The 19,585-nt window shown below is 67.0% G+C and carries 14 protein-coding genes; 6 read left to right on the forward strand and 8 right to left on the reverse strand.

From position 1 onward, the window contains the following. Positions 1–50: 50 nt before the first annotated feature. From J2739_RS04565 to J2739_RS04580, 4 genes are all read right to left on the reverse strand, one after another. Positions 51–2,099 carry a M3 family metallopeptidase gene (locus J2739_RS04565; protein ID WP_309899010.1) on the reverse strand — a complete coding sequence of 683 codons (2,049 nt, stop codon included), beginning with the start codon at positions 2,097–2,099 and terminating at the stop codon, positions 51–53. 33 nt (positions 2,100–2,132) lie between these two features. Next, positions 2,133–2,978: a bifunctional methylenetetrahydrofolate dehydrogenase/methenyltetrahydrofolate cyclohydrolase FolD gene (gene folD / locus J2739_RS04570; protein ID WP_309899012.1), complete on the reverse strand. Its 846-nt coding sequence runs from the start codon at positions 2,976–2,978 to the stop codon at positions 2,133–2,135. 76 nt (positions 2,979–3,054) lie between these two features. Then, positions 3,055–3,684, reverse strand: a complete 630-nt coding sequence (locus tag J2739_RS04575; RefSeq protein WP_309899014.1) for a response regulator transcription factor — start codon at positions 3,682–3,684, stop codon at positions 3,055–3,057. Beyond that, complete coding sequence (locus J2739_RS04580; protein WP_309899016.1) at positions 3,681–6,224, reverse strand: PAS domain-containing sensor histidine kinase; 2,544 nt, start codon at positions 6,222–6,224, stop codon at positions 3,681–3,683. The genes J2739_RS04575 and J2739_RS04580 overlap by 4 nt, the downstream gene beginning before the upstream one ends. Positions 6,225–6,453: 229 nt before the next feature. Here J2739_RS04580 and aceE point away from each other — a divergent pair, with 229 nt between their 5' ends. From aceE to lpdA, 3 genes are read left to right on the forward strand one after another with little or no spacing between them, the layout of a single operon-like run. Then, on the forward strand, positions 6,454–9,180 hold the full coding sequence (gene aceE, locus J2739_RS04585; RefSeq protein ID WP_309899018.1) for a pyruvate dehydrogenase (acetyl-transferring), homodimeric type: 2,727 nt from the start codon (positions 6,454–6,456) through the stop codon (positions 9,178–9,180). 44 nt (positions 9,181–9,224) lie between these two features. Then, positions 9,225–10,898: a dihydrolipoyllysine-residue acetyltransferase gene (gene aceF / locus J2739_RS04590; protein WP_309899020.1), complete on the forward strand. Its 1,674-nt coding sequence runs from the start codon at positions 9,225–9,227 to the stop codon at positions 10,896–10,898. Between the two features lie 10 nt (positions 10,899–10,908). After that, positions 10,909–12,726 (forward strand): dihydrolipoyl dehydrogenase, encoded by a 1,818-nt coding sequence (gene lpdA, locus J2739_RS04595; RefSeq protein ID WP_309899022.1) that lies wholly within the window; start codon positions 10,909–10,911, stop codon positions 12,724–12,726. 67 nt (positions 12,727–12,793) lie between these two features. On the opposite strand, the gene J2739_RS04600 is transcribed toward lpdA, so the two are convergent. Next, positions 12,794–13,345, reverse strand: a complete 552-nt coding sequence (locus J2739_RS04600; RefSeq protein WP_309899024.1) for a C40 family peptidase — start codon at positions 13,343–13,345, stop codon at positions 12,794–12,796. Positions 13,346–13,571: 226 nt separating this feature from the next. Between J2739_RS04600 and J2739_RS04605 the strand changes: the two genes are divergently transcribed. Beyond that, positions 13,572–14,687 (forward strand): PQQ-dependent sugar dehydrogenase, encoded by a 1,116-nt coding sequence (locus tag J2739_RS04605; protein WP_309899026.1) that lies wholly within the window; start codon positions 13,572–13,574, stop codon positions 14,685–14,687. Positions 14,688–14,781: 94 nt separating this feature from the next. Further along, entirely contained in the window at positions 14,782–15,384 is a 603-nt protein-coding gene (locus J2739_RS04610) for an isochorismatase family protein (RefSeq protein WP_309899028.1), read from the forward strand. Here J2739_RS04610 and J2739_RS04615 read toward each other — a convergent pair. Beyond that, entirely contained in the window at positions 15,381–16,496 is a 1,116-nt protein-coding gene (locus J2739_RS04615; RefSeq protein ID WP_309899030.1) for a 3-deoxy-7-phosphoheptulonate synthase, read from the reverse strand. The genes J2739_RS04610 and J2739_RS04615 overlap by 4 nt on opposite strands. Positions 16,497–16,603: 107 nt before the next feature. On the opposite strand from J2739_RS04615, the gene J2739_RS04620 reads away from it, so the two are divergent. Next, positions 16,604–17,635 (forward strand): isocitrate/isopropylmalate dehydrogenase family protein, encoded by a 1,032-nt coding sequence (locus J2739_RS04620; RefSeq protein WP_309899032.1) that lies wholly within the window; start codon positions 16,604–16,606, stop codon positions 17,633–17,635. A gap of 38 nt (positions 17,636–17,673) precedes the next feature. Here the strand turns inward: J2739_RS04620 and J2739_RS04625 are convergent, their stop codons facing one another. Together J2739_RS04625 and J2739_RS04630 are read right to left on the reverse strand one after the other, a co-directional pair. Continuing rightward, positions 17,674–18,273: an aspartyl protease family protein gene (locus J2739_RS04625; protein ID WP_309899034.1), complete on the reverse strand. Its 600-nt coding sequence runs from the start codon at positions 18,271–18,273 to the stop codon at positions 17,674–17,676. A gap of 135 nt (positions 18,274–18,408) precedes the next feature. Then, on the reverse strand, positions 18,409–19,575 hold the full coding sequence (locus tag J2739_RS04630) for a mandelate racemase/muconate lactonizing enzyme family protein (RefSeq protein ID WP_309899036.1): 1,167 nt from the start codon (positions 19,573–19,575) through the stop codon (positions 18,409–18,411). Between the last annotated feature and the right edge of the window lie 10 nt (positions 19,576–19,585).

The following is a 19,585-nucleotide window of genomic DNA, read 5'->3' on the forward strand; positions in this document are numbered from 1 at the left end:
CGTGATCCGACGCCGCGGAGTATCTCAGGCCCGGTGGGCGGAAGGCCAGGTCAGGCCGGCTGCGGCTCGGTCATTCCCTGGTGGCGCAGCAGGGCGTCGAGCTGCGGTTCGCGGCCGCGGAAGGCCTTGAAGGATTCCATCGCGGTGCGGCTGCCGCCTGCCTCGAGAATGGCCTGGCGGTAGCGGCGGCCGGTCTCGATGCTGGGCTCGCCATTGGCGCCGGCCGTCTCCTCGAAGGCCGCATAGGCGTCGGCGCTCAGCACCTCGGCCCACTTGTAGCTGTAATAGCCGGCCGCATAGCCGCCCGAAAAGATATGGCTGAAGGTATTGGGCGTGCGGCTGAAGGGCGGCGAGGGCATCACCGCGACTTCGGCGCGCACCTTGTCGAGCAGGGCCATCACGTCGCCGGGCCGGGCGGTGGCGGCGTCGTGCTCGGTGTGCAGCAGCATGTCGAAGAGCGAGAACTCGATCTGGCGCAGCGTCTGCAGCCCGCTCTGGAAGTTCTTGGCCGCGATCATCTTGTCGAACAGCGCGCGCGGCAGCGGCTCGCCGGTGTCGACGTGCGCGGTCATGTGCGCGAGCACCTCCCACTCCCAGCAGAAGTTCTCCATGAACTGGCTCGGCAGTTCGACGGCATCCCATTCCACGCCGCTGATGCCCGAGACGTCGCGCTCGTTCACCTGGGTGAGCATGTGATGCAGCCCGTGGCCGAACTCGTGGAACAGCGTCGTCACGTCGTCGTGCGTGAGCAGGGGCGGCTTGCCGTCCACGCCTTCGGCGAAATTGCAGACCAACTGCGCGACCGGCGTCTGCAGCGTGCCGGAGTCGGGGCGCAACCAGCGGGCGCGCACGTCGTCCATCCAGGCGCCACCACGCTTGGCGGCGCGGGCCGAGGGATCGAGGTAGAACTGGCCGACCTTCTGACCGCCACGCTCGATGCGGTAGAACTCGACGCTGGGGTGCCACACCGGCGCGCTGTCGCGGCGGATCGACACTTCAAACAGCGTCTCCACGATCTTGAAAAGGCCTGCCATCACCTTCGGCGCCGGGAAGTACTGCTTGACCTCCTGCTCGCTGAAAGCGTAGCGCGCCTCCTTGAGCTTTTCGCCGATGTAGCTCCAGTCCCAGGGCTGCGGGTCGTCGATGGCCAGTTGCTGCGACGCGAAGACCCGCAGGTCCGCCAGGTCGCGTTCGCCGAAGGGCCGTGCCTTGGCTGCCAGGTCGCGCAGGAAGCGGATCACCTGGTCGGCCGACTCGGCCATCTTGGGCACGATGGAGAGTTCGCCGAAATTCGGATAGCCCAGGAGCTTCGCCTCCTCCTGGCGCAGCGCGAGGATCTCGCGGATCAGCTCCGTGTTGTCCAGTGCCGGATCGCCGAACTCGCTGGCGCGCGTGACGTAGGCGCGGTAGAGCTTCTCGCGCAGCGCACTGCTTCTTGCGAACTGCATGACGGGCAAGTACGAGGGCATCTTCAGCGTCAGCTTGTAGCCCTGCTTGCCCTCGGCCTCGGCCGCGGCGCGTGCGGCGCTGATCACGTCCTCGGGCAAGCCGTCGAGCTCGCCGAGCTGCGCGTAGTAGGAGAAGGCATCGGTGGCGTCCAACGCGTTTTCGCTGAACTTCTGGCTCAGCTCGGCCTGCCGTTCCTGGATCTCGGCGAAGCGCTTCTTGGCGTCACCCTGCAGCTCGGCACCGCCGAGCACGAAATTGCGCACCGCGTTGCGATGCGCCTGGCGCTGTTCCGTGTTCAGCGTCGCAGGATCGATCGCCTTGTACTTGGCGTACAGCCGCTCGTCGGAGCCCAGGCGCGTCCAGAAGGCGGTGACGCGTGGCATGGCTTCGTTGTAGGCCGCGCGCAGCTCGGGCGTGTCGGCCACGGCGTTGAGGTGGCCCACGGCACCCCAGGCGCGGCTGAAGCGCTCCGAGGCGACATCCAGCACCTTGGCGATCGCGTTCCAGTCGGACGGGAACTCGGGCGCAGTGACGGTCTGCAGCGCCGCCTCGGCATCGGCCAGCAGCACATCCACCGCGGGGGCGACATGCTCTGGCTTGATCTGATCGAACAGCGGGAGATCGTGGAAATCGAGGAGCGGATTGGTCATGGTCTGAGGCAGTTGGCGGTCGGGCCGGAAGGTTCAAGAGCGTTCGGCCGCTTCCAGGGTGTTGACGAGCAGCATTGCGCGGGTCATGGGGCCCACGCCGCCGGGGACCGGCGTGATCCAGCCCGCCACCTCGCGCACGGCCTCGAAGTCGACGTCGCCGCAGAGCTTGCCCTCGTCGTTGCGGTTCATGCCCACGTCGATGATCACGGCGCCCGGCTTGACCATGTCGGCCGTGAGCACATTGCGCTTGCCGACCGCGGCGACCACCACGTCTGCCTGGCGCGTGAAGGCGGCGAGATCGTGCGTGGCGCTGTGGCAGATGGTCACGGTGGCGCTCTTGGCCAGCAGCATCATGGCCATCGGCTTGCCGACGATGTTGCTGCGGCCGATCACCACCGCGTGCTTGCCGCGCAGCTCGTAGCCAATGGATTCCAGCATCTTCATGCAGCCGTAGGGCGTGCAGGGCCAGAAGCCGGGCTGGCCCGTCATCAGCGCCCCGGCGCTGGCGACATGGAAGCCGTCCACGTCTTTGGCGGGCGAGATTGCCTCGAGAACGCGGGCCGAGTCGATGTGCCTGGGCAGTGGCAATTGCACCAGGATGCCGTGGATGGCCGGGTCCTTGTTGAGCGCATCGATGCGCGCCAGCAGTTCGGCCTCGGGCAGCGTGGCCGGGTGGCGCTCCAGCACGGAATGCAGGCCGGCCTCTTCGCTGTCCTTGACCTTGTGCCGCACGTAGACCTGGCTGGCAGGATCTTCGCCCACCAGGATCACGGCGAGCCCCGGCGTGATGCCGCGCGCCTTGAGTGCCTGTACGCGGCGCGCGACATCGGCCCGGGTGCGCGCTGCCAGTGCATTGCCGTCGATCAGTTGAGCTGTCATCGTTTTCGATTCTCCAAGTAAAAACGCCCGCTTGCGCAGGCGTCGGATTTGATTGTGGCTATGGCCGCGATGGCCGTCAGCCCTTGGCCGGGGCCGCTTGTCCGAGGGCGATCTTGAGCAGGTCGGCCACCGTGTTGGCATTGAGCTTTTCCATGATGTTGGCGCGGTGCGCCTCCACCGTCTTGATGCTGATGCCCAGGTCGTCGGCGATCTGCTTGTTGAGGCGGCCGGCGACGATGCGCTCGAGCACCTGGGCCTCGCGCCCGGTCAGCTTGGACAACAGGGCGTCGCGGCTGGCCGACTGCTGGTGCTGTGCGAAGGCGCCGCGTGCGTGCTCGAGCATGCGCTCGACCAGCGCCACCAGGGCTTCGTCGTTGAAGGGCTTCTGGATGAAGTCCATCGCACCCTTCTTCATGCTGTCGACGGCCATCGGGACGTCGCCGTGGCCGGTGATGACGACGATGGGAAGCGGCGATCGGCGCTCGATCAGGCGGTCTTGAAGCTCGATGCCCGACATGCCACCCATGCGGATGTCGACGATCAAACAGGCGACTTCGCGCGGGTCGTAGCGCGAGAGGAAGGACTCGGCCGAATCGAAGCAGCGAACCCGGTAGTCCTTGCCTTCGAGCAGCCATTGCAACGAATCGCGGACTGCTTCGTCGTCATCGACGACATAGACCGTGCCCTTCTTCGGAATCAAACTCATGCAGGTACTTTCGCCTCGTTGCTTGCTACGGAATCAATAGCGTCGAACACCGGAATCCAGAAGGAAAATCGGCATCCGACCACCTCCGGGCCATTGTAGATGTTCTCCGCTCGCATCCGGCCCCGGTGCGACTCGACGATCGTGCGGCAGAGGTTGAGCCCGATCCCCATGCCCTCGGGCTTGGTGGAGAAGAAGGCCTCGTAGAGCCGGTCCATGACTTCCGGCGCCAGGCCCATGCCGGTGTCCTGCACCGAGAACTCGATGGCGTTCTGGCCGTCGATGACCTTGGGCAGCACGCGCAGCTCCACGCTGCGCCGTGCCAGCGGCCGGTCGGCGAGGTCGATCGACTCCGCCGCGTTCTTGAGCAGGTTGACCATCACCTGCTCGATGAGGATCGGATCGACCCGCACCACCGGCAGCCGCGCCGCGACGTAGTGGTTGAGGCGCACGTTGCGCCGCCTCAGCTCGATGCCGGCGAGCTCTACCGCCTCGCTCACCATGGTCGCGACCTCGGCCGGCGTGCGGTTCGGCTCGCTGCGCTTCACGAAGGAGCGGATGCGCTGAATGATCTGGCCCGCCCGCTGCGCCTGCTTGGACGTCTTGTCCAGCGCCGCGAGCAGGGCATCCGAATCGATCTGCTGGCCGCGGATGCGAGACATCATCCCGTTGCAGTAGTTAGTGATCGCGGTGAGGGGCTGATTGAGTTCGTGGGCCACGCTGGAAGCCATCTCGCCCATCGTGATGAGCCGGCTGGCAGCCTGGGCGCGATCGGCCTGGGCGGCCGACAGGTCCTCGGCCATGCGGCGCGGTGTGATGTCCGTCGCGATCACCAGTTGCGCCAGGCGACCGTCGACCCAGGTCAGGTAGCGCGAGCGCACCTCCAGCCATTTGCCCAGCTCGGGCACGAAGATTTCGTTGTTGGCCGGCTGGGCGGTGGTCAACTGGTCGATCGGCAGGCCGGCGAAAGGGTCGACGTCGTCCAGCGCGTCATCGTGCGCATGCGCGGCGGGGACGCCCGCCTGCGCCACCATGCCGAGGTGGCCCACGGTATCGGAGCCGAACCAGAGCCGGTACAGCTTGTTGGCGAACAGCAGTTCCTCGCTGCCGAGCGGCGCGACCGACACCGAGGCGTCCAGCGCTTCGAGCACGGTGGTGAAGCGCTCATAGGAGGCCGAGAGCTGTTCGCGGATACGGGTCGGCTCGGTGATGTCGGTCATCGAGGTCATCCAGCCGGTCTGGTGGCCGCGCGCGTCGATCAGTGGCGAGACATAGAGTCGGGCGTTGAACACGCTGCCATTCTTGCGCTTGACCCGCACCTGGAAGCCGCCGGGCAGGGCGCGGCCGTGCAGCTCTTCCTCGAGCCGCTCGTTCATGATCTCGCGGTCGGATTCCAGCCAGTAGGGGAAGGGCGGCGTCTGGCCAACCAACTCGCTCTCGTCCCAGCCGGTCATCGCGCAGAAGGCGGCGTTGACGTAGGTGATGCGGCCCTCGAGATCGAGCACGCGCATGCCGGTGAGCATGGAGTTCTCCATCGCGCGCCGGAAGTTGGTCTCGGCGACCAGTGCCTGCTGGGCCTGCAGCCGCCGCCGCGTGTGCCGCCAGGTGCCGATCAGCATCCAGCTCGTGAGCACGCTGAGCGCGCCGACCAGCCAGAACAGCCCGTTGCCGACAACGCCCTGCGAGGTGCGGTAGGCCTGCGCCCGCAGGATCAGCGCGTTGCCCACCGGCGACACCGGGACCTCGTACTCGTTGGTCGGTTCGGTCCAGGGCAGCAGGCGGGTCTCGGCCTCACGCGGGCTGGCGACCGTGTTGCCGGCGATCAGGCCGCCCTTGGCGTCGAGCAGCGACACCGCATAGCGCGCCGACACTTCGGAGGGCATGCCGTAGCGCAGGATGCCGTCGATCGAGAACTCGCCCAGAACCTCGCCCGCGAACAGACCCTGGTCGAAGAAGGGAACGTGCAACTGCAGCATCGTCGTCGGGTCGCCGCCCGCCACGGGCTGCGAGAACACCGGCTGGCGCAGCTCGCGCGCCAGCGCGTAGTTGCTTTCGATGTCGCCGGGACGCAGCACTTCGCCCACCGCATGCTGCTGAGCCGGGTGCACGCTGGGAGCGGCGTAGCCGGCCTTGAAACGGCGACGGTCGTCGATCCAGCTGATGGCCTGCAGCTCGGGGAACTGGCTGACCAACGACTCGGCACGGCTCGAGAACTCGGTCGCGTCGATCTCGCGATTGGAGGCGTCTCGCGCCAGGCGCATCAGCTGCTCCTGGCGCTCCAGCAGCCGCAGGCGCACGCGCTGCTGCGCGTACTCGACGTCGCGCTTCACCGACTCCTGCTCGCGCTCGACCTCTTCCGCGCGCAGGTACCAGAAGGCGGCGACGATGGCTGCCAGGAACAGCAGCACCGCCGCCAGCGGGGCCAGCATCGCCACCGCGTCCTGCAGCATCGGCGTTTGCCGGCGCCACCAGCGCCGCCACCAGGACAGCGGCGACGCGCTGACGGCGTTGCGCGCCACCGCGATCGGGGAGGAAAAGGGCATCGAGCGAGTGTAGGGGAAGGCCCTTCCACGGGAATGTGGTGAGGGGCCAGTGACATGACTGGGAAAGAGGACGAGAGGTTCATTCCTGCATCGACGAAAGCCTGATAATTTCACATTAAGAAAACCACACGCACCATTTGAAATTACGAAAATTCTGTGAGAAACTCCGCGCGCTGCCGGATCCGGCACTAAATTACCCAGCCACACCCCCTCAAAAAAGGAGACAAGCATGTCGGCAATTCCCGAGAACCGATTCGGTTCCGCTGCGAACGACACGGACGCCCAGGAAACCCGCGAGTGGATGGACGCCCTGTCCGCCGTGATTCAGAGCGAGGGGGCGGACCGCGCGCACTTCCTGCTCGAACAGCTGCTGGAACACGCGCGCCAGAACAGCATCGACAAGCCCTTTTCAGCCAACACCGCCTACGTCAACACGATCGAGCCGGACCAGGAAGAGCGCTGCCCCGGCAACCTGGAGATCGAGGAGCGCCTGCGCGCCTACATGCGCTGGAACGCCATGGCCATGGTGGTGAAGGCCAATCGCCACCATCCGCCCGAGGGGGGAGACCTGGGCGGCCACATCGGCTCCTTCGCATCGCTCGCCAACATGTTCGGCGCCGGCTTCAACCACTTCTGGCATGCCGAAAGCGAGAACCATGGCGGCGACTGCCTCTACATCCAGGGCCATGTCTCGCCCGGCATCTATGCGCGGGCCTACCTCGAAGGCCGCCTGAGCGAGGAGCAGCTGCTCAATTTCCGCCAGGAGGTCGACGGCAAGGGCCTGTCGAGCTACCCCCATCCGAAGCTGATGCCCCAGTTCTGGCAGTTCCCCACCGTCTCGATGGGCCTGGGCCCCCTGATGGCGATTTACCAGGCGCGCTTTCTCAAGTACCTGCATGCGCGGGGCATCGCCAATACCGAGAACCGCAAGGTCTGGGTGTTCTGCGGTGACGGCGAAATGGACGAGGTCGAGTCGCTCGGCGCCATCGGCCTGGCCGCGCGCGAGCGCCTGGACAACCTGATCTTCGTGATCAACTGCAATCTGCAGCGACTGGACGGCCCCGTGCGCGGCAACGGCAAGATCATCCAGGAGCTGGAGGGCGAGTTCCGCGGCTCCGGCTGGAATGTGATCAAGCTGCTGTGGGGCAGCAACTGGGATCCGCTGCTGGCGCGCGACAAGGACGGGGCGCTGCGCAAGGTCATGATGGAGACGAACGACGGCGACTACCAGTCGTTCAAGGCCAACGACGGCGCCTATGTGCGCAAGCATTTCTTCGGCCGCGACCCGCGCACGCTGGAGCTGGTCTCCAAGATGAGTGACGCGGACATCTGGAGCCTGCGGCGCGGCGGTCACGATTCCCAGAAGGTCTATGCGGCCTTTCATGCGGCCGTCAACCACACCGGGCAGCCGACGGTGCTCCTGATCAAGACCGTCAAGGGCTTCGGCATGGGCAAGATCGGCGAAGGCAAGAACACGGTGCACCAGACCAAGAAGCTCGGCGAAGAGGACATCAAGGCCTTCCGCGACCGCTTCAACATCCCGATCCCCGACAGCCAGCTCGCTGACCTGCCCTTCTACAAGCCGGCCGACGACACGCCGGAAATGAAGTACCTGCACGAGCGCCGCAAGGCGCTGGGCGGCTACCTGCCGCACCGCCGCGTCAAGGCGGACGAGAGCTTCACCGTGCCTGCGCTCGACGCCTTCAAGGCGGTGCTGGAGCCCACGGCCGAGGGCCGCGAGATCTCGACCACGCAGGCGTACGTGCGCTTCCTCACGCAGCTGCTGCGCGACAAGGCGCTGGGCCCGCGCGTGGTGCCGATCCTGGTCGACGAGGCCCGCACCTTCGGCATGGAAGGCCTGTTCCGCCAGGTCGGCATCTACAACCCCGATGGCCAGCAGTACACCCCGGTCGACAAGGACCAGGTCATGTACTACAAGGAAGACAAGAGCGGCCAGATCCTGCAGGAAGGCATCAACGAGGCCGGCGGCATGGCGAGCTGGATCGCGGCGGCGACGTCGTACAGCACCAACAACCGCATCATGGTGCCGTTCTACGTGTACTACTCGATGTTCGGCTTCCAGCGCATCGGCGACCTGGCCTGGGCCGCCGGCGACATGCAGGCGCGCGGCTTCCTGCTGGGCGGCACCTCCGGGCGCACCACGCTCAACGGCGAGGGCCTGCAGCACGAGGACGGCCACAGCCACATCCTGGCCAACACCATCCCGAACTGCGTGAGCTACGACCCGACCTTCGCGCACGAGGTCGGCGTGATCCTGCACCACGGCCTGAAGCGAATGGTGGAGAAGCAGGACAACGTCTACTACTACCTGACCCTGCTCAACGAGAACTACGCGATGCCCGGCCTGCAGCCCGGCACCGAGGAGCAGATCATCAAGGGCATGTACCTGTGCAGGCAGGCGCCCTCGGTCAAGGCTGCCAAGGGCAAGGAAGCGCCGGCGGTGCAGCTGCTGGGCAGTGGCACCATCCTGCGCGAGAGTGTCGCGGCCCAGGAGCTGCTCGAGCAGGACTGGGGCGTCGCCGCGTCGGTGTGGAGCTGCCCGAGCTTCAACGAGCTGACGCGCGACGGCCAGGAGGCCGACCGCTGGAACCTGCTGCACCCGACCGAGGCGCCGCGCGTGTCCTTCGTGGCCGAGCAGCTGTCCAAGACGACCGGCCCGGTCGTCGCCTCGACCGACTACATGAAGGCCTACGCCGAGCAGATCCGTCCCTTCATCCCGAAGGGCCGGAGCTACCGCGTGCTGGGCACCGACGGCTTCGGCCGCAGCGACTTCCGCAGCAAGCTGCGCGAGCACTTCGAGGTGAATCGCCACTACATCGTGGTGGCAGCGCTCAAGGCGCTGGCCGACGATGGCGCGATGCCTGCCGCGAAGGTGGCGGAAGCGATCAAGAAGTACGGCATCAACGTCGACAAGATCAATCCGCTCTACGCCTGAACAACATCAACAACCAACTGCGCCTCTAGGGCGGGAGAGACGACATGGCTACAGTGGAAGTGAAGGTGCCGGACATCGGCGATTTCGACGAAGTCGCGGTGATCGAAGTGCTGGTGAAAGTCGGCGACACGGTGAAGGCCGAGCAGTCGCTGATCACGGTGGAATCGGACAAGGCCTCGATGGAAATCCCGTCGAGCGCTGCCGGCGTGGTGAAGGAACTCAAGGTCGGCGTCGGCAGCAAGGTCAGCGAAGGCTCGGTCGTGCTGGTGCTGGAAGGCGAGGGCGCGGCTGCCGCGCCTGCGCCCGCAACCGCGCCGGCCGCTGCGGCACCGGCGCCTGCGGCCGCTGCACCTGCAGCGGCGCCCGTTGCGGCCCCGCCCGCCGCCACGGGGCCGGTCGAGGTCAAGGTGCCCGATATCGGCGACTTCAAGGACGTCGCCGTCATCGAGGTGCTGGTGAAACCGGGCGACGCCATCAAGGAAGAGCAGTCGCTCATCACGGTCGAGTCGGACAAGGCCTCGATGGAGATCCCTTCTTCGGCGGCCGGCGTGCTGAAGGAGCTCAAGGTCAAGGTCGGCGACAAGGTCAACGTCGGTGACCTGGTCGCGATCCTCGAAGGTTCCGCGGGCGGCGCTGCGGCTGCAGCACCTGCAGCGGCACCGGCCGCGGCATCGGCACCGGCCGCGGCACCGGCGGGTGCACCGGCTGCGGCAGCTTCGGCGGCGCAGGCCTCGGCGCCCGCGCCGGCAGCTGCGCCCGCGCACGATCCGACCGTGGCGCCTTCCGGCAATCTCCCTCATGCCTCGCCCTCGGTGCGCAAGTTCGCGCGCGAGCTCGGCGTGCCGCTCGAGGAGGTCAAGGGCAGCGGGCAAAAGGGCCGCATCACGCAGGAGGACGTGCAGAACTTCACCCGCGCGGTGATGAGCGGCGCGACCAGCACCAAGGCCGCCGCCGCCAAGGCGCCGGCAGGCGGCGGCGGTGAAGCGCTGGGCCTGCTGCCCTGGCCCAAGGTCGACTTCACCAAGTTCGGCCCCGTCGAGCGCAAGGACCTGTCGCGCATCAAGAAGATCAGCGGCGCCAACCTGCACCGCAACTGGGTGATGATCCCCCACGTCACCAACAACGACGAGGCCGACATCACCGAGCTCGAAGCCTTCCGCGTCTCCACCAACAAGGAGAACGAGAAGTCCGGCGTCAAGGTGACCATGCTGGCCTTCGTGATCAAGGCCGTGGTCTCGGCCCTGAAGAAGTTCCCCGAGTTCAACACCAGCATGGACGGCGACCAGCTCGTCTACAAGCAGTACTACCACGTCGGCTTCGCCGCCGACACGCCGAACGGCCTGGTGGTGCCGGTGCTGCGCGACGCCGACAAGAAGGGCGTGCTGCAGATCAGCCAGGAGATGGGCGAGCTGGCGAAGAAGGCCCGCGACGGCAAGCTGGGCGCGGCCGACATGACCGGCGGCTGCTTCTCGATCAGCTCGCTGGGCGGCATCGGCGGTACGCATTTCACGCCGATCATCAACGCGCCGGAGGTCGCGATCCTCGGGCTCTCGAAGAGCGCGATGAAGCCCGTCTGGGACGGCAAGCAGTTCGTGCCGCGGCTGACACTGCCGCTGTCGCTCTCGTACGACCACCGCGTGATCGACGGCGCCTCCGCCGCGCGCTTCAACGCCTACCTCGGTCAGGTCCTCGCGGACTTCCGCCGTGTCCTTCTCTGAGGTGCCGACCATGAGCGAAGTGCAAGTCAAGGTTCCGGACATCGGCGACTTCTCCGAGGTCGCGGTCATCGAGGTGCTCGTCAAGGCGGGCGACACCATCAAGGTCGAACAGTCGCTGATCACGGTCGAGTCCGACAAGGCCTCGATGGAGATCCCGTCCTCGCATGCCGGCGTCGTGAAGTCGGTGGCGGTGAAGGTCGGCGACAAGGTGAGCGAAGGCTCGGTCGTGCTGACGGTGGATGCCGCCGAGACCGGCGCGGCTGCACCGGCGCCCGCGCCCGCTGCGCCAGCGCCGGCTGCGTCCGCGCCCAAGCCTGCTGCGCCTCCCCCGCCGGCGCCTGCCGCCGCCTCGAGCTATACGGGCGGCGTCGATCTCGAGTGCGACCTGCTGGTGCTGGGCGCCGGCCCAGGCGGCTACTCCGCCGCCTTTCGTGCCGCGGACCTGGGCCTCAAGGTCGTGCTGGTGGAGCGCTATGCCACCCTGGGCGGCGTCTGCCTCAACGTCGGCTGCATTCCGTCCAAGGCGCTGCTGCACGTCGCGGCAGTGATCGACGAGGTCAAGCATTTCGCCGACTTCGGCGTCGCCTACAACGACCCGGTGATCGACCGCAGCAAGCTGCTGGCGCGCAAGAACAAGGTGGTGGGCAAGCTCACCGGGGGCCTTGCCGCGATGGCGAAGATGCGCAAGGTGACCACCGTGCGCGGCATCGGCGAGTTCGTCGATGCGTACCACGTCAAGGTGCAGGAAACCTCTGGCGACGGCAAGGACGCGACCGGCAGTGCAAAGACAGTCAAGTTCCGTCACTGCATCATTGCGGCCGGCTCGCAGGCCGTGCACCTGCCCTTCATGCCGAAGGACCCGCGCGTCGTCGACTCCACCGGCGCACTGGAACTGGGCGTCGAGCCCAAGCGCATGCTGATCCTGGGCGGCGGCATCATCGGCCTCGAGATGGGCTCGGTGTACTCCACGCTGGGCGCGCGGCTTGACGTGGTCGAGATGCTCGACGGGCTGATGACCGGCGCCGACCGCGACCTGGTCAAGGTCTGGCAGAAGCTCAACGCGCCGCGTTTCGACAACATCATGCTCAAGACCAAGACGGTGGGCGCCGAGGCCACGAAGGATGGCATTCGCGTGATGTTTGAAGGCGAGCAGGCGCCGAAGGAGCCGCAGCTGTACGACCTGGTGCTGCAGGCCGTCGGCCGCAGTCCCAACGGCAAGAAGATCGGCGCCGAGAAGGCCGGCGTGGCCGTCAGCGACCGCGGCTTCATTCCGGTCGATATCCAGATGCGCACCAACGTGCCGCACATCTTCGCCGTCGGCGACATCGTGGGCCAGCCCATGCTGGAGCACAAGGCGGTGCATGAGGCGCACGTCGCGGCCGAAGTCATTGCCGGCGAGCAGAAGGGCGACAACGAGCTCGCGCGAGCGGCCTTCAATGCCCGCGTGATTCCGAGCGTCGCCTACACCGATCCCGAGGTGGCCTGGGTCGGCCTGACTGAAGACCAGGCCAAGGCCGAGGGCGTGAAAATCGAGAAGGGTTTGTTCCCCTGGACAGCATCGGGCCGGGCGATCGCCAATGGCCGCGACGAAGGCTTTACCAAGCTGCTGTTCGACAAGGAGTCGCACCGTATCGTCGGCGGCGGCATCGTGGGCACGCACGCGGGCGACATGATCGGGGAGATCGCGCTGGCGATCGAGATGGGCGCCGACGCGATCGACATCGGCAAGACCATTCACCCGCACCCGACGCTGGGCGAGAGCATCGGCCTGGCCGCCGAGGCCGCGCACGGCAGTTGCACGGACCTTCCGCCGGTCAAGCGCAGCTGACCGACGACCGCGCTTCCAGCAAAAAACCCGCCGCGGCGGGTTTTTTGTTGGAAGGCGTGCGCTGCGCTTATTCGCCCGAGATGCTCTTGCCGTCGTCCTGGGCAGACAGCACACGTCGGGCGCCGTTGAAGCGCCGCTGCCAGTAGCTGCCATTCATGTCCTCGACCCGGACCTCGGCGCCGGTTCGCGGCGCGTGGATGAACTTGCCATCGCCGACATAGATGCCGACATGGCTGAAGGCCCGCCGCATGGTATTGAAGAAAACCAGGTCCCCCGGCTTGAGCTCGCTGCGATCGATCTTCTGGGTGGCGGCGGCCTGCTCCTCGGCGCGGCGCGGAAGCAGGTGGCCCACGGTCTGGTTGTACATCGCGCGGACGAAGCCGCTGCAGTCGAAGCCGGTTTCCGCCGTGTTGCCGCCATGCTTGTAGGGCACGCCCAGGAAGCCGATGGCGGTGACGACGAGATCGGAGGTGCGAGCCACCACCGTCTGGCGAACCTGGTGGAACTGGCTGAGCAGGCCCTTGTCGGATGTCGGAGTGTCTTCCGGGCCGTCCAGCTGCGGCGCCGCGTGGGCGGCGAAGGCAAACAGGAGGCAGGCGGGCAGGAGGAAAAATCGCATGGCGCGTAGGATATGGACGACAAAAACCGGTGTCAATTTCGCGCGAAGTGGCGATTATGCATGTAACTCGTTGTCGCGCTTGATCTTTTCAAGGGCGCGAATTGCTTAAATTGTAAAGTTCAAGTTATGGGCAATAAGTTTCTGCAACTCTGTAATCCAAAAGTTTTGAAATGACTCGCGACCGTTGTACGAATTTTTTCTAGCAGCGTGTTCCAAAAGGATTGCCATGCATTCACCGTCCTCGCGCAACGCGCTTCTGTTTCTTGGCGTTCTGGCTGCTTCGAGCATCGTCGCCGCGGCCCCGCGGCCGGAGGTGGTCACTTCGGGCCTTGAAAATCCTTGGGGGGTGGCCTTTCTTCCCGACGGCCGCTTCCTTGTCACCGAGAAGGCCGGCCGCATGCGGCTGGTGAGCGCCGACGGCAGCCTGGGTGCGCCCCTGGCCGGAGTTCCGCCGGTGGCGGCTGGTGGTCAGGGCGGCCTGCTGGATGTGCTGGCGGATTCGGACTTCGAGAAGAACCGCACCCTCTACTTCTGTTTTTCCCAGCCCGAGGCGGGCGGTCCCGCCAACGGCACCGCGCTGGCGCGCGCGCAGCTTTCCGCCGATGGCAGCCGCCTCGAAAACCTGCGGATCATCTTCAGCCAACGTCCCAAGGTGGTCAGCCGCAACCACTTCGGCTGCCGCATCGTCGAGGCCCGGGACGGCACCCTGTTCCTGACGCTGGGCGAGCGCTTCAGCCGCAAGGAGGATGCCCAGAAGCTCGACAACCACCTGGGCAAGCTGGTGCGCATCGCCAAGGACGGCACCGCGCCCGCGGACAACCCCTTCGTCGGCCGGCCTGGCGCATTGCCCGAGATCTGGAGCTACGGGCACCGCAACAGCCAGGGCGCGACGCTGGCGCCCGATGGCAAGCTGTGGATGCACGAGCACGGCCCGCAGGGCGGCGACGAGATCAACATCCCGCAGGCCGGACACAACTACGGCTGGCCGGTGATCACCTACGGCGAGAACTACGGCGGCGGCAAGATCGGCGAGGGCCTCACGCGCAAGGAGGGCATGGAGCAGCCGCTGCATTACTGGGTGCCTTCGATCGCCCCCTCGGGCATGGCATTTCTCACCAGCGACCGCTACGGTGCGGCCTGGAAGGGCAACCTGTTCGTGGGCTCCCTGAAGTTCGGCTACCTCGACCGCATCGAGCTGCGCGACGGCAAGGTCGTGGCGGAGCACCGCTTGCTGGAGGAGGGCCGGGCTCGCATCCGCGACGTCAAGCAGGGGCCGGATGGGCTGCTCTACGTGCTGACCGACGAGTCGGACGGCAAGCTGATCCGCCTGCGGCCGGATTGAATCGAACCCAGCGAACGCGATCTGGCCGATCGGTTCGGTGGTAGGGTCGAAGGCTTGCCCCCATCTCCCCGCCTCCCCGAAAGACCCGCTCCCCATGCTGCTCGACGCCTCGCAATCCCAACTGGTCCTGGTCGACTACCAGCAGCGGCTCATGCCCGCCATCTTCGAGGCCCAGGCCGTGCTCGCGAATGCCGTGCGACTGGGCCAGATGGCGCGCCTGCTGGAGGTTCCGGTCTTCGGCACCGAGGAGAACCCTTCGAAGCTCGGCGAGAACGTTTCCGAACTGCGTGCGCTTTGTCAGCGCACCCTGTCCAAGATGCAATTCAGCGCCGTGGAAGAAGGCCTGGCCGACTGGCTGCGCGCGCCGCCCAAGGCGCCCCAGGGCAATGCGCGCAGCCTGCCGAGGCATCTGCAGAAGGCGCAGCAGCCCGCCGAAGCGCGCAACACGATCGTCATCGCCGGCTGCGAGGCCCACGTCTGCCTGCTGCAAACGGCCCTGGACCTGCTCGAGGAAGAATTCGAAGTCTGGGTGGTGACCGATGCCTGCAGCTCCCGCACCGAGCGCAATCGCGATGCCGCCTTCGATCGGCTGGCCGGCGCGGGCGCGGAGCTGGTGACCACCGAGATGGTCGGCTTCGAATGGCTGCGCAGCGCGGAACACCCGCGCTTCAAGGACGTGCTGGCGCTGATTCGCTAGACCCGCCGCCGCGCCCGCACCGCCGCGGCCAGGCCCTGCAGCACCGGCACTGTCTGCGCAAAGCCGATGCACGCATCGGTGACCGAGATGCCGTGCTTCAGCGGCACGCCCGGCACCAGGTCCTGCCGGCCTTCCTCCAGGTGGCTCTCGATCATCACCCCGGCGATGCGCCGCTCGCCGGCGGCGATCTGCCCGGCCACGTCGTCGGCGACGTCGATCTGCCGCCGATGCTGCTTGCTGCTGTTGCCGTGGGAGACATCGATCATCACCTGCTCGCGCAGACCCAGCGCGCGCAGCGCCTCGCAGGTCGCGGCCACGTCCGCGGCCGCGTAGTTGGGCGTCTTGCCCCCGCGAAGGATGACATGGCAGTCGTCGTTGCCGCGGGTCTCGAAGATCGCGGCCATGCCCATCTTGGTCATGCCCATGAAGGCGTGCGGCGCCCGCGCGGCGAGGATGGCGTCGGCCGCGACCTTGATGCTGCCGTCGGTGCCGTTCTTGAAGCCCACCGGGCAACTCAGCCCCGAGGCCAGCTGGCGGTGGCTCTGGCTCTCCGTCGTCCGTGCGCCGATGGCGCCCCAGGCGATCAGGTCGGCGATGAACTGCGGGCTCAGCAGGTCGAGGAATTCGGTGCCGGTCGGCAGGCCCATCGTCGTCAGCGCCAGCAGCAGGCGCCGCGCGCGCTCCAGTCCTTCGTTGATCGCGAAGCTGCCGTCCAGATGCGGGTCGTTGATGTAGCCCTTCCAGCCGACGGTGGTGCGCGGCTTCTCGAAGTAGGTGCGCATCACGATCAGCAGGTCCTCGTGCAGCTCGTCGGCCACGGCCTTGAGCCGCTGCCCGTATTCGAGCGCCTGCTCGTGGTCGTGGATCGAGCAGGGCCCGACCACCACCACCAGCCGGTCGTCGCGGCCGTGCAGCACGTCGGCGATCGCGGCGCGGCTGGCCTCGACCAGCGCGAGCGTGTCGTCGCGCACCGGAACGCGCTCCTGCAGCAGCGCAGGCGTGATCAAGGGGCGGACGGCGCCGATGCGCACGTCGTCGATGCGGGTGGTGTCGAGCGTGCTGTCGCGGGAGCCGATCTCGGCATCGTGAAGAGGGTCGTCAAGTCGGGTCATGGTGTTTGCGGCGGCACGTTCGAGGAGGGAAGGGCCTGGATTGTCCGCCGATAATCGCCCGGTCCGCGCCACGAAATCGAGCGCTTTTCAACACCCTGGAGCCCCCCATGTCCGCTGCCATTCCCGCAACACTGATCGCCGGGGACGGCATCGGACCCGAGATCGTCGACGCCACGCTCGCCGCCCTCGACGCCCTGGGCGCGCCCTTCGAATGGGATCGCCAGGTGGCCGGCCTGGCCGGTGTGCAGCAGGCGGGCGACCCCTTGCCGGCAGCGACGCTGCAGAGCATCCACCGCACGCACCTCGCGTTGAAGGGGCCTCTGGAAACGCCCTCCGGCGGCGGTTATCGCTCGTCGAACGTCCGCTTGCGCGAGGAGTTCGAGCTCTATGCCAACCTGCGCCCGGCGCGCACCATCATCCCGGGCGGCCGCTTCGACAACATCGACCTGGTGGTGGTCCGCGAAAACCTCGAGGGCCTCTACATCGGCCACGAGCACTACGTGCCCATCGGCGGCGATCCGCACGCGGTGGCGATGGCCACCGGCATCAACACGCGCCAGGGCAGCCGGCGCGTACTCGAATTCGCTTTCGACACCGCCGTCGCGACCGGCCGCAAGAAGGTCACGCTCGTGCACAAGGCGAACATCATGAAGGCGCTGACCGGCATCTTCCTGGAGACGGGGCTCGAGCTCTACGAGCGCGAGTACAAGGGCAAGTTCGAGCTCGACACGGTCATCATCGACGCCTGCGCGATGAAACTGGTGCTCAATCCCTGGCAGTTCGACATGCTGGTCACGACCAATCTCTTCGGCGACATCCTGTCCGACCTGGTCGCCGGGCTGGTTGGCGGCCTGGGCATGGCGCCGGGCGCCAACATCGGCGCGCGTGCAGCCATCTTCGAGGCGGTGCACGGCTCGGCGCCGGACATCGCCGGCAAGGGCATCGCGAATCCCACGGCGCTGCTGCTGGCGGCCGCATTGATGCTCGACCATTGCCAGCTGCCGGCGCTGGCCACGCGCCTGCGCAAGGCCATCGACGAGACGCTCAACATCGACAAGGTGCGCACCGGCGACCTGGGCGGCAGCGCCGGGACAGCGGCCTTCACCAAGGCGCTGGTGAGCCGCATCGCCGGCGGCTGAGCGGGCCGTCCATCGCCGCCGCTACTTGCCGACGATGGTCAGCTCGCGGTCGTTGGCCGTGACGTCGAAGAGCGAGAGCAGTTCCGGGCCGAGCACCGCGTCCGTCGCGACTTGCCGCCCAGCGGGCCCACCACCACCGTCGCCTGCTGGATCCGGAACGGCCCGAAGGTCATGGGCACCCGCTCGATGCGGCGCGCATCCGTGCCGGCGCCCGTGGTTGTCTGGATGTAAGCCGGCGTACCGCCGATCAGGTTCGCCCGGGCTGCGAAGTCCTCGCTCACGGCGACGCCGGCGCTGACCGTCGCCGTGCGGTCGATCACGAACTGAACCGGGAAGCCGTTGACCGTGCCGCGAATCCAGAAGCGACCGTCCTGGCCGACCGGCACGGTGATCTGATTCGATCCGTCGAGCGAGATGTTCTCGTTCTTTCCCCTGGCCCGGCCGCCGGGCTCGACCAGCACGCAGTCGCCGGAGCGCGCCTTGCCGGGTCCGGCATCGGCCGGCACGTTGGTGTAGGCCTTGCCGCACTTGAAGATGGGTTCGGCCACGGCCGGCTGCAGGGCCACGACCCCGAGCACCATCGCCACCTGCGCCCCGATGCGGCGCAGCGCTTGTCCGGATCCACGATGCTTGGGCATGGCATCACCTCGCGCGAGTGAACGGAGCCCTGACGATGCGCTCATCCCTGCCCCAGCGGTGTCATCCAAATTCGACGCCGGCCGAACGGTCTGCCGAAGCCGATCGATGGCCCTTGCGGTTGGCCCGCACCTTCTTCAGGAGGCCAGCCGCTTCATCTCCGCATAGAGGTCCGCCTTGCCCTCGAAGCCGATGCCCGGCAGCTCGGGCAGCACCACGTAGCCGTTGTCGACCCGGACACCGTCCGGAAAGCCGCCATAGGGCTGGAACAGGTCGGGGTAGGACTCGTTGCCCCCCAGGCCCAGCCCGGCCGCGATCGCGAGCGACATCTGGTGGCCGCCGTGCGGCACGCAGCGCGAGGGCGACCAGCCGTTCTCCTTGAGCATGTCCAGCGTGCGCAGGTACTCGACGAGGCCGTAGCTGAGCGCGCAGTCGAACTGCAGGTAGTCGCGGTCCGGCCGCATGCCGCCATAGCGGATCAGGTTGCGCGCGTCCTGCATCGAGAACAGGTTCTCGCCCGTGGCCATGGGGCCCTCGTAATGCCGGGCGAGCTCGGCCTGCAGCGCGTAGTCCAGCGGATCGCCCGCCTCCTCGTACCAGAACAGGTCGTAGGCCGACAGCGCCTTCGCGTACTCGACCGCGGTCTTGAGGTCGAAGCGGCCATTGGCATCCACCGCCAGCTTCTGTCCCGGCCCCAGCAGCCTGAGCACTGCCTCGATGCGCCGGCAGTCCTCGGCGAGCGAGGCGCCGCCGATCTTTTTCTTGACCACCGAGTAGCCGCGGTCCAGGTAGCTGCGCATCTCGCGCTCCAGGCCCTCCAGCCCCTGGCCCGGCCAGTAGTAGCCGCCGGCGGCGTAGACGAAGACCTTGCGGTCGGGCTTGCCGCTGCCGTAGCGCTCGGCCAGCAACTGGTAGAGCGGCTTCTGCTCGATCTTGGCCACGGCGTCCCAGACCGCCATGTCGATGGTGCCGACCGCGACCGAGCGCTCGCCGTGCCCGCCGGGCTTCTCGTTGGTCATCATCGTGGCCCAGATCTTGTGGGGATCGAGGTTGTCGCGCTGGTCGTCGACCAGCGAGGCCGGATCGGCTTCCAGCACGCGCGGCCGGAAGCGCTCGCGGATCAGCGAGCCCTGGCCGTAGCGGCCGTTCGAATTGAAGCCGTAGCCCACCACCGGCTTGCCGTCGCGGATCACGTCGGTGACCACGGCCACGAGGCTCAGGGTCATCTTCGAGAAGTCGATGTAGGCGTTGCGGATGTTGGACTTGATGGGCTTGGTCTCTTCCTTGATGTCGACGATCTTCATGGTGGAACTC

Source organism: Variovorax soli (assembly GCF_031454625.1).
Classification (GTDB): domain Bacteria; phylum Pseudomonadota; class Gammaproteobacteria; order Burkholderiales; family Burkholderiaceae_C; genus Variovorax; species Variovorax soli_A.

What these genes read in the sequence shown, in the direction of transcription:
- lpdA (WP_309899022.1), top strand. Translation starts at nt 10,909, where the DNA reads ATGAGCGAAGTGCAAGTCAAGGTTCCGGACATCGGCGACTTCTCCGAG.
- folD (WP_309899012.1), bottom strand. Translation starts at nt 2,978, where the DNA reads ATGACAGCTCAACTGATCGACGGCAATGCACTGGCAGCGCGCACCCGG.
- J2739_RS04610 (WP_309899028.1), top strand. Translation starts at nt 14,782, where the DNA reads ATGCTGCTCGACGCCTCGCAATCCCAACTGGTCCTGGTCGACTACCAG.
- J2739_RS04580 (WP_309899016.1), bottom strand. Translation starts at nt 6,224, where the DNA reads ATGCCCTTTTCCTCCCCGATCGCGGTGGCGCGCAACGCCGTCAGCGCG.
- aceF (WP_309899020.1), top strand. Translation starts at nt 9,225, where the DNA reads ATGGCTACAGTGGAAGTGAAGGTGCCGGACATCGGCGATTTCGACGAA.
- J2739_RS04615 (WP_309899030.1), bottom strand. Translation starts at nt 16,496, where the DNA reads ATGACCCGACTTGACGACCCTCTTCACGATGCCGAGATCGGCTCCCGC.
- J2739_RS04620 (WP_309899032.1), top strand. Translation starts at nt 16,604, where the DNA reads ATGTCCGCTGCCATTCCCGCAACACTGATCGCCGGGGACGGCATCGGA.
- J2739_RS04575 (WP_309899014.1), bottom strand. Translation starts at nt 3,684, where the DNA reads ATGAGTTTGATTCCGAAGAAGGGCACGGTCTATGTCGTCGATGACGAC.
- aceE (WP_309899018.1), top strand. Translation starts at nt 6,454, where the DNA reads ATGTCGGCAATTCCCGAGAACCGATTCGGTTCCGCTGCGAACGACACG.
- J2739_RS04625 (WP_309899034.1), bottom strand. Translation starts at nt 18,273, where the DNA reads ATGCCCAAGCATCGTGGATCCGGACAAGCGCTGCGCCGCATCGGGGCG.
- J2739_RS04630 (WP_309899036.1), bottom strand. Translation starts at nt 19,575, where the DNA reads ATGAAGATCGTCGACATCAAGGAAGAGACCAAGCCCATCAAGTCCAAC.
- J2739_RS04605 (WP_309899026.1), top strand. Translation starts at nt 13,572, where the DNA reads ATGCATTCACCGTCCTCGCGCAACGCGCTTCTGTTTCTTGGCGTTCTG.
- J2739_RS04565 (WP_309899010.1), bottom strand. Translation starts at nt 2,099, where the DNA reads ATGACCAATCCGCTCCTCGATTTCCACGATCTCCCGCTGTTCGATCAG.
- J2739_RS04600 (WP_309899024.1), bottom strand. Translation starts at nt 13,345, where the DNA reads ATGCGATTTTTCCTCCTGCCCGCCTGCCTCCTGTTTGCCTTCGCCGCC.